This is a genomic window from [Pantoea] beijingensis (assembly GCF_022647505.1).
Lineage (GTDB): Bacteria > Pseudomonadota > Gammaproteobacteria > Enterobacterales > Enterobacteriaceae > Erwinia > Erwinia beijingensis.
The window spans coordinates 2,493,729-2,507,661 of record NZ_CP071409.1 but is presented as its reverse complement, the minus strand read 5'-3'; the positions used below and the strand labels follow the sequence as shown (position 1 = coordinate 2,507,661).

At 50.4% G+C, this 13,933-nt stretch carries 12 protein-coding genes; 11 read left to right on the top strand and 1 reads right to left on the bottom strand.

Annotated features, from left to right (window positions below; translation table 11 throughout):
- The first annotated feature begins 76 nt into the window (after positions 1-76).
- The 11 genes from aroA (at position 77) to J1C60_RS11300 (ending at position 13,080) form a co-directional block, all read left to right on the top strand.
- Positions 77-1,363 (top strand): 3-phosphoshikimate 1-carboxyvinyltransferase, encoded by a 1,287-nt coding sequence (gene aroA / locus J1C60_RS11350; protein ID WP_128177997.1) that lies wholly within the window; start codon positions 77-79, stop codon positions 1,361-1,363.
- 210 nt (positions 1,364-1,573) lie between these two features.
- Entirely contained in the window at positions 1,574-2,263 is a 690-nt protein-coding gene (cmk, locus tag J1C60_RS11345) for a (d)CMP kinase (protein WP_128177664.1), read from the top strand.
- A 111-nt stretch (positions 2,264-2,374) separates the two neighbouring features.
- On the top strand, positions 2,375-4,051 hold the full coding sequence (gene rpsA, locus J1C60_RS11340) for a 30S ribosomal protein S1 (RefSeq protein WP_128177662.1): 1,677 nt from the start codon (positions 2,375-2,377) through the stop codon (positions 4,049-4,051).
- A gap of 86 nt (positions 4,052-4,137) precedes the next feature.
- The gene (ihfB, locus tag J1C60_RS11335; RefSeq protein ID WP_128177661.1) at positions 4,138-4,422 is read left to right on the top strand and encodes an integration host factor subunit beta; all 285 of its coding nucleotides are present in this window, start codon (positions 4,138-4,140) and stop codon (positions 4,420-4,422) included.
- Positions 4,423-4,617: 195 nt separating this feature from the next.
- Positions 4,618-6,879: a ComEC family protein gene (locus J1C60_RS11330; RefSeq protein WP_128177659.1), complete on the top strand. Its 2,262-nt coding sequence runs from the start codon at positions 4,618-4,620 to the stop codon at positions 6,877-6,879.
- Between the two features lie 35 nt (positions 6,880-6,914).
- Positions 6,915-8,663: a lipid A ABC transporter ATP-binding protein/permease MsbA gene (gene msbA, locus J1C60_RS11325; RefSeq protein ID WP_128177657.1), complete on the top strand. Its 1,749-nt coding sequence runs from the start codon at positions 6,915-6,917 to the stop codon at positions 8,661-8,663.
- The gene (gene lpxK, locus J1C60_RS11320; protein ID WP_128177655.1) at positions 8,660-9,637 is read left to right on the top strand and encodes a tetraacyldisaccharide 4'-kinase; all 978 of its coding nucleotides are present in this window, start codon (positions 8,660-8,662) and stop codon (positions 9,635-9,637) included. The genes msbA and lpxK overlap by 4 nt, the downstream gene beginning before the upstream one ends.
- 141 nt (positions 9,638-9,778) lie before the next feature.
- Positions 9,779-11,005, top strand: a complete 1,227-nt coding sequence (locus tag J1C60_RS11315) for a winged helix-turn-helix domain-containing protein (RefSeq protein ID WP_128177654.1) — start codon at positions 9,779-9,781, stop codon at positions 11,003-11,005.
- 103 nt (positions 11,006-11,108) lie between these two features.
- Positions 11,109-11,291 (top strand): Trm112 family protein, encoded by a 183-nt coding sequence (locus J1C60_RS11310; RefSeq protein WP_128177653.1) that lies wholly within the window; start codon positions 11,109-11,111, stop codon positions 11,289-11,291.
- Positions 11,288-12,034 (top strand): 3-deoxy-manno-octulosonate cytidylyltransferase, encoded by a 747-nt coding sequence (gene kdsB / locus J1C60_RS11305; protein ID WP_128177652.1) that lies wholly within the window; start codon positions 11,288-11,290, stop codon positions 12,032-12,034. The genes J1C60_RS11310 and kdsB overlap by 4 nt, the downstream gene beginning before the upstream one ends.
- 152 nt (positions 12,035-12,186) lie before the next feature.
- Entirely contained in the window at positions 12,187-13,080 is an 894-nt protein-coding gene (locus J1C60_RS11300) for a YcbJ family phosphotransferase (RefSeq protein WP_128177995.1), read from the top strand.
- Here J1C60_RS11300 and elyC read toward each other — a convergent pair.
- Entirely contained in the window at positions 13,060-13,845 is a 786-nt protein-coding gene (gene elyC, locus J1C60_RS11295) for an envelope biogenesis factor ElyC (RefSeq protein ID WP_128177651.1), read from the bottom strand. The two genes, J1C60_RS11300 and elyC, sit on opposite strands and share 21 nt — an antisense overlap.
- Positions 13,846-13,933: the final 88 nt, after the last annotated feature.

Sequence of the window (13,933 nt, the reverse complement as noted above, 5' to 3'; positions counted from 1 at the left end):
GCTCTTCTGCCACAGTGTTATGCCACTTTAAACATTATGGCTGGAGTGCAATTGTTATATGGAGAATAGGCTTCGGATGCAGGAATCCCTGACGTTACAACCCATTTCGCGTGTTGACGGCACCGTTAATTTACCCGGCTCTAAAAGCGTTTCAAATCGGGCACTACTGCTCGCCGCACTGGCTCAGGGGACCACTCGCCTGACGAATTTGCTGGATAGCGATGACGTAAAACATATGCTCAACGCGCTGAGCGCGCTTGGGGTAACCTATACGCTTTCCGACGATCGTACTTTTTGCGAAGTGACCGGCCATGGCGGTCCATTGCATGCTGATAAACCACTGGAACTGTTTTTAGGTAATGCCGGCACGGCTATGCGCCCACTGGCTGCCGCACTCTGCCTGGGGGCGAATGATATTGTACTGACCGGTGAACCGCGCATGAAAGAGCGTCCCATTGGGCACCTGGTGGATGCGCTGCGCCAGGGGGGGGCTGGGGTAGATTATCTTGAGCAAGCGGATTATCCGCCAGTGCGTATTAAAGGCGGCTTTAGCGGTGGTGAAGTTACCGTAGATGGCAGTGTCTCCAGCCAGTTTCTCACGGCGTTATTAATGACTGCCCCTCTGGCCCCAAGGGATACAACGATTGTCATTAAAGGGGATCTGGTTTCGAAACCCTATATTGATATCACGCTGCATTTAATGAAATCCTTTGGTGTGAATGTCGATAACTATGATTATAAGACATTCCACATCCGCGGTAGACAGCAATACCAGTCACCGGGTGATTATCTTGTTGAAGGGGATGCCTCTTCTGCCTCCTATTTTCTTGCCGCAGCGGCAATCAAGGGTGGCACCGTACGCGTTACCGGGATCGGCCGCAATAGCGTCCAGGGCGATATTCGTTTTGCAGACGTGCTGGAGAAAATGGGCGCAGTCATTGAATGGGGGGATGATTATATCGCCTGCCAGCGTGGCGAACTGAATGCCATCGATCTTGATATGAACCATATTCCTGATGCCGCGATGACGATTGCAACAGTTGCTCTGTTTGCAAAAGGTACCACGGTGATGCGCAATATTTATAACTGGCGTGTCAAAGAAACCGATCGCTTAGCTGCAATGGCGACTGAATTGCGTAAGGTTGGTGCTGAAGTAGAAGAGGGGCACGACTATATCCGTGTTACGCCCCCAGAGACGATTAAATACGCTGAGATCGGTACCTATAATGATCACCGTATGGCAATGTGCTTTTCGTTAGTGGCACTTTCTGCAACACCGGTCACCATTCTCGATCCAAAATGCACGGCAAAAACCTTCCCGGATTATTTTGAACAGTTAGCACGCATTAGTCAGCAGGTTTAAATACTCAAACCGTCGTGGTTCCACCCGCGACGGTTGACGTTTTTGAACAACCTTATTTGCTTCCCTACCGCGAACTCATCTGAATCTGCCGATTATTTCATACAAGTCTATGCTTAAGGGTAACTATCGGCCCTATAGCAGCGTATAATGCGCGGCGATATTTGGCTGTCATGCAGATAGCCATGAGATTTATAGCGACAGGAGAAAAAGATGACGGCAATAGCCCCGGTAATCACCATTGATGGTCCAAGTGGTGCGGGTAAAGGCACGCTGTGCAAAGCAATGGCTGAAGCGCTGCAGTGGCATCTGCTGGATTCGGGCGCGATATACCGTGTTTTAGCCCTCGCTGCGCTGCACCATCAGGTGGACATCGAATCGGAAGAGGCTCTTGTGCCGATTGCAGCACATTTAGATGTGCGTTTTTTATCCACCGACGGCGTTATGAAGGTGATTTTGGAAGGCGAAGATGTGTCTGCCGAAATCCGTAGCCAAAACGTGAGTAATACTGCGTCTAAAGTGGCGGCGTTTCCCCGCGTACGTGAGGCTCTCCTGCGGCGCCAGCGTGCATTCCGCGACGCGCCCGGCTTAATTGCTGATGGTCGGGATATGGGGACGGTGGTTTTTGCTGATGCGCCAGTAAAAATCTTTTTAGATGCCAGCTCCGAAGAGCGTGCACACCGACGTATGCTACAGTTGCAGGAAAGTGGCTTTAGTGTTAACTTTGAGCGCCTTTTATCTGAGATAAAAGAACGCGACGATCGCGACCGTAATCGGGCCATTGCGCCTCTGAGGCCCGCAGAAGATGCTCTGATTCTGGATTCAACCAGTATGAGTATCGAGCAGGTAATCGAAAAAGCACTACAATATGCTCGCGAGAAGCTCGCTTTGCCGCAGGCTTAGTCGCAACGTTTTTAGAACCCTGTGATATGGACGTCATGGGGCATGTGAAACAACCCCACCCGTCAGGATGTCAGGTGGACGTTAAATTGAAGAATCCATAAGATTATCAATATGACTGAATCTTTTGCTCAACTATTTGAAGAATCCTTAAAAACAATCGAAACCCGCCCGGGTTCCATCGTTCGTGGCGTTGTTGTCTCTATTGACAAAGACGTTGTTCTGGTTGATGCGGGCCTGAAATCTGAATCTGCAATTCCTGCAGAGCAGTTCAAAAACGCAGCCGGTGAACTGGAAATCCAGGTTGGTGACGAAGTTGACGTTGCTCTGGATGCAGTAGAAGACGGCTTCGGTGAGACCCTGCTGTCCCGTGAAAAAGCTAAACGTCACGAAGCTTGGATCACGCTGGAAAAAGCTTACGAAGAAGCTGAAACTGTGGTCGGTATTATCAACGGCAAAGTTAAAGGTGGCTTCACTGTTGAGCTGAACGGTATTCGTGCGTTCCTGCCAGGTTCACTGGTTGACGTTCGTCCGGTTCGTGACACACTGCACCTCGAAGGTAAAGAGCTTGAGTTCAAAGTTATCAAGCTTGACCAGAAGCGTAACAACGTTGTTGTTTCCCGCCGTGCGGTTATCGAATCTGAGAACAGCGCAGAGCGCGATCAGCTGCTGGAAAACCTGCAGGAAGGCATGGAAGTTAAAGGTATCGTTAAGAACCTCACTGACTACGGTGCATTCGTTGATTTGGGTGGTGTTGACGGCTTGCTGCACATCACTGACATGGCATGGAAACGCGTTAAGCATCCAAGCGAAATCGTCAATGTTGGCGATGAAATCAATGTCAAAGTTCTGAAATTCGACCGTGAGCGTACCCGTGTTTCTCTGGGTCTGAAGCAACTGGGCGAAGATCCATGGGTTGCTATTGCTAAGCGTTATCCAGAAGGGACCAAACTGACTGGTCGTGTTACCAACCTGACTGATTACGGCTGCTTCGTTGAAATCGAAGAGGGCGTTGAAGGTCTGGTACACGTTTCAGAAATGGATTGGACCAACAAAAACATCCACCCATCCAAAGTTGTTAACGTTGGTGATGTCGTGGAAGTGATGGTTCTGGATATCGACGAAGAACGTCGTCGTATCTCCCTGGGTCTGAAGCAGTGCAAATCTAACCCATGGCAGCAGTTTGCAGAAACCCACAACAAGGGCGACCGCGTTGAAGGTAAAATCAAGTCTATCACTGACTTCGGTATCTTCATTGGCCTGGACGGCGGCATCGACGGCCTGGTTCACCTGTCTGATATCTCCTGGAACGCAACCGGAGAAGAAGCCGTTCGTGAATACAAGAAAGGCGACGAAATCGCAGCTGTGGTTCTGCAGGTTGACGCAGAGCGCGAACGCATCTCCTTGGGCGTTAAGCAACTGGCAGAAGATCCGTTCAACAACTACATCTCTCTGAACAAGAAAGGTGCAATTGTTAACGGTAAAGTCACTGCAGTTGATGCCAAAGGTGCTACAGTTGAATTAGCTGATGGCGTTGAAGGCTACCTGCGTGCTTCTGAAGCTTCACGTGACCGCGTTGAAGACGCAACTCTGGTACTGAACGTTGGCGACGATGTTGAAGCCAAATTCACTGGTGTTGATCGTAAAAACCGCGTTGTAAGCCTGTCTGTTCGTGCAAAAGACGAAGCTGACGAGAAAGATGCTATCGCTACTGTTAACAACAAACAGGAAGAGACTACCAACTTCTCTAACGCTATGGCTGAAGCATTCAAAGCTGCGAAAGGCGAGTAATCGTCCTGCGTATTGGGTGGTGTAAGCCACCCAAAATCGGTAGTTAGCTGTCAGACCTTTTCCATTAGGGATTAACCGGAGGATTTATGACCAAGTCAGAACTGATTGAAAGACTTGCCGGCCAGCAGACTCATATTCAGGCGAAAGTCGTTGAGGATGCGGTTAAAGAGATGCTTGAGCACATGGCCACCACGTTGGCTGAAGGCGAGCGCATTGAAATCCGGGGATTCGGCAGCTTTTCTTTGCATTATCGTGCGCCTCGTACTGGTCGTAACCCTAAAACGGGTGACAAAGTGGATCTGGAAGGTAAATACGTTCCCCACTTCAAACCAGGTAAAGAGTTGCGCGACCGAGCAAATATCTACGGTTAAGCAGCCGCTAAGCGGAAATAAAAACGACACTCAGGTGTCGTTTTTTTTTGCGCTGCTTCTCGCATCATGCGTGTCCACAGCGCGGCATTGCATTTTTTCTTCTGAATACGGCCCGTATAATAGTGCGGCGGTGGATGTTTACCTGAGCTATTTTTGTCACCCTTGCTGAAACGTTATCACTGCAGGGATTGCGCAATGGCAACAACTTTCACGCAGCTATCATTGAGCATTATCCTCGGTACTTTACCGATAAGCGTCCTGCCTGTCTTACCTACTGAGCAGCAGATGTGTCTGCTGGCTATTGCCGTAGTGCTGTTATGGTTAACACCATGGCAAATCAGCCGGTCGTTAGCGCTTTGCCTGATGATGTTTATATGGTCAGCAACTTCAGCACAGCAGGTTCTGACCTCAATTACAGCGCTGACCCGTCAGCCAATCGTCGCGGAGGTAAAGCTCGGTAGCTTCACGAAAGACAACGAGCGAATGTCTGTACGTTTAATCCGGGTCAACCAGCGCATTATTTTTCCTCCCCTTTACGTAACATTAAATAATGTACGGCTTGACGCTGAACTGTGCGCTGGACAGCGTTGGTTAATGACGTTGCGTTTGCGGCCCATCCACGCACGCTTGAATGAAGGCGAGTTTGACCGCCAGCGTTTCAGCCTTGCCAGAAATAGCCCACTTACTGGGCGAATCGTGGAGGCGAAACAACTCAGCGCCTATTGTGGCTGGCGACAAAGAATTATCACGAAGGCACAGGCGCAATACCAGCATCGCCCTTGGCATAGCATCCTTACCGCACTGGCCTTTGGTGAGCGTAGTGACGTTACCACGCGGCAAAATCAGCTGTTGCGTGAAACGGGGACTGCGCATCTGATGGCGATTTCAGGCATGCATATCGGACTTGCTGCCGTACTGGGTTGGATGGCGGCGCGGGGTATACAATTTTTTTTCCCCGCGGTGTGGCTGGGATACCGTTTTCCTTTTATCGTCAGTTTGCTGGCGGCTGCGGGGTATGCATGGCTGGCGGGTAATAATCCTCCCTCGGTACGTGCAATGGCAGCACTATCAATATGGGGAATAATTCGCTTGTCCGGTATGAACTGCAATAGCTGGCAGGTCTGGAGCCTGTGCATTGGAGGAATTCTGCTATTCGAGCCGCTAACAATTATTTCCGACAGTTTATGGCTTTCGGCGTTAGCCGTGGCCTCGCTACTAGTTTGGTATCAGTGGTTTCCCCTACCTAAAGCCCTTGCCTTTAAAAAACGCTGGTTCCTGCTTCAACTTGCACATCTGCAAATTGGTATCATGCTTTTATTGATGCCTATACAGGTTTACCTTTTTCATGGCGTCAGTTTGACCGCGCTGATCGCCAATATGTTTGCTATTCCTGTTGTCACCTTTATCACGGTCCCCCTCATTCTTACCGCTATACTGCTGCCGGTTTCTCCTGTGGGACCCTTACTTTGGTGGCTGGCTGATCGTTCGATTGCGGTGATCTTTACGGGGTTACAGGCTCTTCCTGCGGGATGGATTGCGATAAATCACGATGGGGCCATTCTCAGCGTATTTTGCTGGCTACTACTGGCTGCGCTACGTTTTAGCTGGTGGCATAGCGCTCCGATCACGCTTGGCAGTCTGGTACTGGTTTCGTTTTACTGGAGGTATCAGTTGCCAAAACCCGATTGGCGTATTGATATGCTGGATGTTGGGCATGGGCTGGCGCTGGTCATTTCGCGTGAAAATAAAGCGATTCTTTATGATACAGGGAATCGTTGGCCGTCGGGCGATATCGGTGAGAGGGTGATCGTGCCCTGGTTACGATGGCAGGGGATTGAGCCGCAGCAAGTAATCCTCAGTCACGATCACCTTGATCATACTGGTGGGCTGGAGAGTATACAGCGTGCCTACCCTCGGCTACGTGTTCGAAGCGCACTGCTGCGTGACGAGCATTTGCCTTGTATTGAGGGAGAGAAATGGCAATGGCAAGGGTTACAGTTCCGCGTACTCTGGCCTGAAGCGCTGGGTGTACGCCGAGGCAACAATGACTCTTGCGTTGTATTGATTGATGACGGGAAACATCGGGTTTTATTAACAGGCGATCTGGAAGCGGCGGCAGAACTAAAACTCATGGCAAAGTATCGATCACTATTGCAGGCTGACATCATCCAGGTACCGCATCACGGAAGTCGAACGTCTTCCTCTGCACCGTTACTACGTGCTGTGAAAGGGAAGGTTGCTTTGGCATCGGTTGCGCGCTTTAACGCCTGGAAGTTGCCAGCAAAAAAAATTATTCATCGTTACGAGGAAAATGACTATCAATGGCGTGATACTGCACTTTCAGGACAATTAAGCGTTCGTTTTTTCAACGAAAAATGGCAGGTTATGGGGATGAGAGAGCAAATATTGCCACGTTGGTATCATCAGTGGTTTGGCGTACCCAGGGAATCCAGGTAGAATGAGCGGCTATTTCAAACAATGCTGGTTATATAATGCATCAAGATAAAGATCTCTCGACATGGCAAACATTCCGTCGCCTCTGGCCGATGATCGCGCCACACAAGACGGGGTTGATGGTGGCAGCAATAGCGCTGATCATCAACGCGGCTGGCGATACTCTAATGTTGTCACTGCTGAAACCTTTACTCGATGACGGTTTTGGGAAAGCGGATAAATCCGTACTTATCTGGATGCCTTTGGCCGTCATTGGCCTTATGCTGATCCGCGGTGTGACGAGCTACATCTCCAGTTACTGTATCTCATGGGTGTCGGGTAATGTTGTTATGAACATGCGCCGTAACCTGTTCAGCCACATGATGGGCATGCCTGTCGCCTTCTTCGATCAGCAATCCACAGGCACGTTGCTGTCGCGGATAACCTATGATTCGGAGCAAGTCGCCTCTTCATCTTCAAGTGCACTGGTAACGGTTGTACGTGAGGGTGCCTCGATCATAGGCTTATTCATCATGATGTTTTGGTATAGCTGGCAGCTGTCGCTAATTCTGATCGTGCTAGCACCCGTTGTTTCTTTCGCTATCCGCCTGGTATCAAAACGCTTTCGCAATATAAGCAAAAATATGCAGAACACCATGGGGCAGGTGACAACCAGCGCTGAGCAAATGCTCAAAGGCCACAAAGAGGTATTGATCTTTGGTGGGCAGGAGGTTGAAAGCAATCGCTTTGCCCAGGTGAGCAACAGAATGCGTCAGCAAGGTATGAAGCTGGTTTCTGCCTCATCAATATCCGATCCGATTATCCAGTTAATCGCCTCTTTAGCATTGGCATTTGTTCTGTATGCAGCCAGTTTCCCTAGCGTGATGGCAACCTTAACGGCCGGGACCATTACGGTGGTTTTCTCCTCAATGATTGCATTGATGCGACCACTAAAGTCGCTGACTAATGTCAATGCCCAGTTCCAGCGTGGTATGGCAGCATGCCAGACGTTGTTCTCTATTCTGGATAGTGAGCAGGAAGTCGATACCGGCAAGCGTGAAATCGAACGCGCTAAGGGCGATATTGAGTTCCGCAATGTGACCTTTACTTACCCTGGCCGGGACACGCCCGCGCTCCGTGATATCAACCTGACGATTCCTGCAGGTAAAACCATTGCACTTGTCGGGCGTTCAGGCTCAGGAAAATCAACCATGGCCAGTTTGTTGACCCGTTTTTACGATATTCAGCAAGGTGAAATCTTAATGGATGGCTGTGATCTGCGGGAATACACGCTCTCTTCATTGCGTAGCCAGGTTGCTCTGGTGTCACAAAATGTGCATCTGTTTAACGACACCATCGCCAATAATATTGCCTATGCCCGCAGCGAAGAGTATAGCCGCGAAGAAATTGAGCAGGCTGCCATCATGGCTCACGCGATGGATTTCATCAAAAAAATGGACAATGGCCTGGATACTGTCATTGGTGAAAATGGCGTACTGCTTTCCGGCGGTCAGCGCCAGCGTATTGCCATTGCTCGCGCGCTGCTGCGTGATTGCCCAATCCTGATTCTGGATGAGGCGACTTCCGCACTGGATACTGAATCCGAGCGTGCAATCCAGTCAGCACTGGATGAGCTGCAGAAAAACCGTACTTCACTGGTCATCGCCCACCGTTTATCCACAATCGAAAAAGCGGATGAAATTGTCGTTGTAGAAGATGGTTATATTGTCGAGCGCGGAACTCATGAAGCGTTACTCAGCATGCGCGGTGCCTATGCTCAGCTCCACAAGATGCAGTTTGGTCAATGATTGAGCGTATCTGGAGCGGGCGTTCGCCGCTTTATTTGCTGTTACTGCCTCTTAGCTGGCTTTACGGGCTAATCAGTAATCTCATTCGCTTAAGTTATCAGTCAGGTTTTCGCAGCGTCTGGCGAGCCTCGCTGCCGGTCGTCGTCGTGGGGAATTTGACCGCTGGCGGCAATGGTAAAACGCCGGTAGTGGTGTGGTTGGTTGAGCGTTTAAAGCAGGAAGGCATACGGGCTGGGGTGGTTTCACGGGGATATGGCGGTAAAGGAGCGAAGTATCCTTTACTGCTTGATAGCGAAACGACAACGGCGCAAGCAGGCGATGAGCCCGTGCTCATTTTTCAGCGTACAGGCGTGCCCGTAGCGGTATCACCAATACGAAGCGATGCCGTTAAAGTGCTACAGGCTAGCGGTAAGGTTGATGTCATCATCACCGATGATGGTTTACAGCACTACGCACTGGCGCGTGATTTTGAAATTGTGGTCGTGGATGGGCAACGGCGTTTCGGCAACGGCTGGTGGCTTCCCGCGGGTCCTATGCGGGAGCGTGCAGGGCGGTTAAAAAATGTTAATGCCGTTATCGTGAATGGCGGGCGAGCAAAATCGGGAGAACTTGCTATGCAACTGCAACCACGGGCAGCCATCAACCTTAAAACACGTGAAGCTAAACCGCTGAGTGAATTAACACCGGCAGTGGCAATGGCCGGCATTGGTCATCCACCACGTTTCTTTGCGACTTTAGAGCAGCAAGGTGTCAGGTGTATTAAAAAGGTTGCTTTTGCCGATCATCAAACGTTGAGTGAGGCAGAGCTTGCCGCACTCACCCCCCACAAGGAGGTGCTGCTGATGACAGAAAAAGATGCTGTGAAATGCCATCATTTTGCGCATGAAAATTGGTGGTATGTGCCTGTTGATGCAGCGTTTTCTGACGGCGCTGCCGCATCACTGATCTCACAAATCAAAACATTATGTGCTTGAAAGTATTGTCATCGCTCAGTCAGGCCATAAGCGAAAGATCACACTAAACGCGTTGCCTGCTTAACATGCCTTGCCTCCGGTAACAAAATGCATATTGTTACCGGAGAAAGCAGAACAACGCAGCTTGCAATGGGATGAACGATGTCAACACTCGAACTTTCATTGGCCAGCGCGCGTCATCTTCATCTCGCCGCACAATCTCTGCTCCGGTCACCCCCTGAAAAAGCACAGTATCCGGATATTCTGGCCGCAATTCGTCAAATGTCACTGTTGCAAATCGATACCATTCATGTAGTGGCACGTAGTCCTTATTTAGTCCTGTTCAGTCGCTTAGGCGCCTATCCCGAAGCTTGGCTCGAGCAGGTATTAAAAGAAGGTAAGGTATTTGAATACTGGGCACATGAGGCCTGTCTCATTCCAACAGGCGATTTTGCTCTGCTGCGGCATCGCATGCTGAATCCTGCTAGCCAGGGCTGGAAATATAATACCGATTGGGTTAAGCAACATAGCGCAGAAATTAAGGCGCTACTGGAGCATATAGAAGCGAAGGGGCCGGTCAGATCCGCTGATTTTTCCACGACCACAGCACAAAAAAACGGATGGTGGGCATGGAAACCCTATAAGCGACACCTGGAAAATCTGTTCACCGCCGGGGAGTTAATGGTCAGTGAGCGGCGCAATTTCCAGAGGGTGTACGATCTGCGTACGCGCGTGCTTCCTGACTGGAATGATGTTTTGCATAGCTTGAGCGAACAGGATGCAGTACAGCAAATGTTATACAACAGTGCAGAGAGTCTTGGCATCTTTAAGGCTGAATGGCTGGCGGATTATTATCGCCTGAAGCGTGCCCCGATCGCCGCCACCCTTGCGAAATGGCTGGAGAGTGGTGAGGTGATTGTGGCCAATGTTGAAAAAGCAGGGAAGATGTATTTGCATCACAGCCTGCTTCCGTTGTTGGATAAACCGCTTCGTGCCACGCATAGTACGATTTTGTCACCGTTTGACCCGGTAGTGTGGCATCGGCGTCGGGCACTGGAACTGTTTGATTTTGATTATCGCCTTGAATGTTACACTCCAGAATCAAAGCGAAAATTTGGTTACTTTGTACTGCCAATTTTACATCGTGGTGCATTAAAAGGTCGGCTGGATGCAAAAATGCACCGCAAAGAAAAAATTCTGCTAATCAAAGGGCTATGGATAGAGGAAGGGATAAAAGTGACATCTGTGCTGGTGAGGGATATCTGCCAGGTGATAACCCGCTTCGCCCAATGGCAGGGCGCGGAGCGCGTTTGTATTGATTATGCACCCGATGCGTTTTTCACGCACGGCAGTCGGCAATGGCGCATTGTTAATCCAGAAAAAGAGTAGTGCGGTTGTTTTCTTGTCCTGGTGCATTGCGGGCAATAACTTTCCGATGCTCGCCTATGTTATGCTTTGCCTTCTGACGAACTGGGTCCATTACGGAGGAACCATGGATCACCGTTTACTTGAAATCGTTGCTTGCCCGGTTTGTAACGGCAAGTTGTATTACAACAAAGAGCAGCAGGAATTAATTTGTAAGCCGGATGGCTTGGCTTATCCGGTACGTGATGGTATTCCAGTGTTGCTGGAGGTTGAAGCTCGCACAATGACAATGGAAGAGACGAATCCATGAGTTTTGTTGCTATTATTCCTGCCCGCTTCGCCTCCACTCGCCTGCCGGGTAAACCACTGGTTGATATTCATGGTAAGCCGATGGTGGTTCATGTTATGGAACGAGCAATGGAATCCGGCGCCGATCGGGTGATTGTCGCTACCGATCACGTGGATGTTGCGGCGGCGGTGAGAGCTGCAGGTGGAGAAGTTTGCATGACGCGTGTCGATCATCACTCAGGCACCGAGCGGCTTGCAGAGGTTATTGAGCATTATGCTTTTTCGGATGAGACGGTGGTGGTGAACGTACAGGGCGATGAGCCAATGATCCCCCCGGTGATTATTCGTCAGGTGGCCAATAATCTGACGAAATCATCCGCAGGCATGGCGACGCTTGCCGTGCCAATTGAGACGGCCGAAGAAGCTTTCAATCCAAATGCGGTTAAAGTGGTGATGGATGCGCAGGGTTACGCACTTTATTTTTCACGTGCAACCATCCCCTGGGATCGTGAGCAATTTGCAACTTCTCGTGAAATTATCGGGAATGCGTTCCTGCGCCACATTGGGCTGTATGCCTATCGCGCCGGTTTTATCCGCCGTTACGTGACTTGGGAACCAAGCCAACTGGAGCAAATCGAACTGCTTGAACAGCTGCGAGTGCTTTGGTATGGCGAAAAAATTCATGTCGATGTTGCCCAGGCAGTACCCAGCGTGGGCGTCGATACGCCTGAAGATTTGCTGCGCGTACGTGCAGCGATGCAGTAATCTACCGGGGCCTTTCTGGCCCCGAGCATGATGTTAACATCATTACGCTCTGCGTTATCCCCCACTTTTTGTGACGAATTTGATCTGCAGCGATGACGCCACGCACTCGTTGGCACATGATGGACAATATGATGATGCTGACGGAAGGTCATATGGAACATTTACGCGCCGAGTTAACGCTGGTATTAGGTGAACAGATAAGCCGGCTGGAGCCAATATCCGAGCCGCCTTTTGCCCGTCTTTATGCGCTCTATGACCGTAACGGAAATGCGATGCCGTTGATGGCAAAGTGTTTTCGCAGCCAGGGGATCGCCGCACAAGAGGCCTGTAAGCTCTCGATGCTGGCGCGTGACGGGGCGGTAAAAGTGCCCGGGGTATATGGCATGGTGTTGAGCCAGCATCAGCCCCGGCATGAAATTCTGCTCATTGAGCGGATAGGCGGCGTTTCCGTGGAGGCTCCGGCGCGAACACCCGAGCGGTGGCAGCAGTTACAAGAGCAAATTGTCGAGGGAATTCAGGGATGGCACCGTATTGACAGCCATGGACTGGTTGGCACCGTTGACAGTACCCAGGAAAATGGCTGGGCAAACTGGTATAAACAGCGTGTTGAAGTGCTCTGGTCAACGTTGAGTAATTTGAGTCCACCATATCTAACGCTCGCCGATCGCCAAATTTTATATCGCAGTCGTGACGCATTATCGCTGTTGTTTACCGATTTTGATGACGGGTGTGTGCTGGTCCATGGCAATTTAACACTGGGAAGTATGCTAAAAGACGTCCATAGCGACCAACTGTTAGCGATGATAAACCCGGGCATGGTGCTGTGGGCTCCACGGGAGTACGATCTATTTCGTCTGTGTGAGGCTGGAGCCCCCGAAGCACTGCTCAATCGCTACCTCGAACGCATGCCGGTGGCGGAATCCTTCGTTTGTCGTCGCTGGCTCTATGCCCTGTGGGAGTCCGTCGCCCGAATTGTTCACACCGGCGAATTTGACCGTCATCGATTCAATGTGGCCGCTGCTGCACTACTCCCCTGGTTGGGGTGAGGGAATATCATCGCGTTTGAGCCATTGCCATAAACGGCCTAATGTTTCATACCCGGCACGATCGCTATGATTAAGCCAGAGTGGTGCAGGAATCGCTTTTTCCCACCCGTTTAATGGTGAGGTGATCGCCAACTGATTCGCCGGAGCAGGAATGGGATTCAGTCCCTCATCATGAAAAAAACGCATCGCTCTAACCATATGATTGGCTGATGTTACTAGCAAGAAGGGGCGATCGCCGATCGCTTTCTTCACTTCATAGGCTTCCTGTTCGGTATCACGCGGTTTATTTAGCGTCATAATCGCTCCAGCCGGTACCCCTAATGACTGTGCCACGCGTGAACCTGCCTCGGCAGTGCTCACCGGATTATTTTTTGCCGGTGCCCCTGTAAAGATTAATGTCGCACCAGGATTCTCTCGCCACTGGCGCACGCCCTCAACCAATCGGGGCAAACTATTACCGATCAGGTTTGAGCCGGGTGCCCAATCAGGATTCCAGGTATAGCCGCCCCCGAGAACCACGATAAAATCCACTTTTTGACCACCGTTCCAGGTGGGGTAACGATCCTCTAGGGGGAGCAGCAGACGGTCCGCCACGGGCTGCAGGCTGATTAACAGCAGGATTAACCAGGCGGAAGAGAGTATAATTTTACCCGTTTTCTGCCAACGGCTGAACCAGAGCAGAAAAATCGCGATTGCCATAATTATAAGTAGAAAAGGCAAGGGGAGCAGCGCTGCACCAATGACCTTTTTGAGCGTAAAAAGCATGAAAACGGACTCCTTTTGTCCGAAAAAACATCATCTAAAAGCGAAGCGATGACTGAAAGGTTCATTCTTCGTCAGTGTATGCCAAAAT

Excerpts from the sequence above, each read along its gene's own strand:
- cmk (WP_128177664.1), top strand. The coding sequence starts at position 1,574 with ATGACGGCAATAGCCCCGGTAATCACCATTGATGGTCCAAGTGGTGCG.
- kdsB (WP_128177652.1), top strand. The coding sequence starts at position 11,288 with ATGAGTTTTGTTGCTATTATTCCTGCCCGCTTCGCCTCCACTCGCCTG.
- msbA (WP_128177657.1), top strand. The coding sequence starts at position 6,915 with ATGCATCAAGATAAAGATCTCTCGACATGGCAAACATTCCGTCGCCTC.
- lpxK (WP_128177655.1), top strand. The coding sequence starts at position 8,660 with ATGATTGAGCGTATCTGGAGCGGGCGTTCGCCGCTTTATTTGCTGTTA.
- aroA (WP_128177997.1), top strand. The coding sequence starts at position 77 with ATGCAGGAATCCCTGACGTTACAACCCATTTCGCGTGTTGACGGCACC.
- J1C60_RS11330 (WP_128177659.1), top strand. The coding sequence starts at position 4,618 with ATGGCAACAACTTTCACGCAGCTATCATTGAGCATTATCCTCGGTACT.
- ihfB (WP_128177661.1), top strand. The coding sequence starts at position 4,138 with ATGACCAAGTCAGAACTGATTGAAAGACTTGCCGGCCAGCAGACTCAT.
- rpsA (WP_128177662.1), top strand. The coding sequence starts at position 2,375 with ATGACTGAATCTTTTGCTCAACTATTTGAAGAATCCTTAAAAACAATC.
- J1C60_RS11315 (WP_128177654.1), top strand. The coding sequence starts at position 9,779 with ATGTCAACACTCGAACTTTCATTGGCCAGCGCGCGTCATCTTCATCTC.
- J1C60_RS11300 (WP_128177995.1), top strand. The coding sequence starts at position 12,187 with ATGGAACATTTACGCGCCGAGTTAACGCTGGTATTAGGTGAACAGATA.
- J1C60_RS11310 (WP_128177653.1), top strand. The coding sequence starts at position 11,109 with ATGGATCACCGTTTACTTGAAATCGTTGCTTGCCCGGTTTGTAACGGC.
- elyC (WP_128177651.1), bottom strand. The coding sequence starts at position 13,845 with ATGCTTTTTACGCTCAAAAAGGTCATTGGTGCAGCGCTGCTCCCCTTG.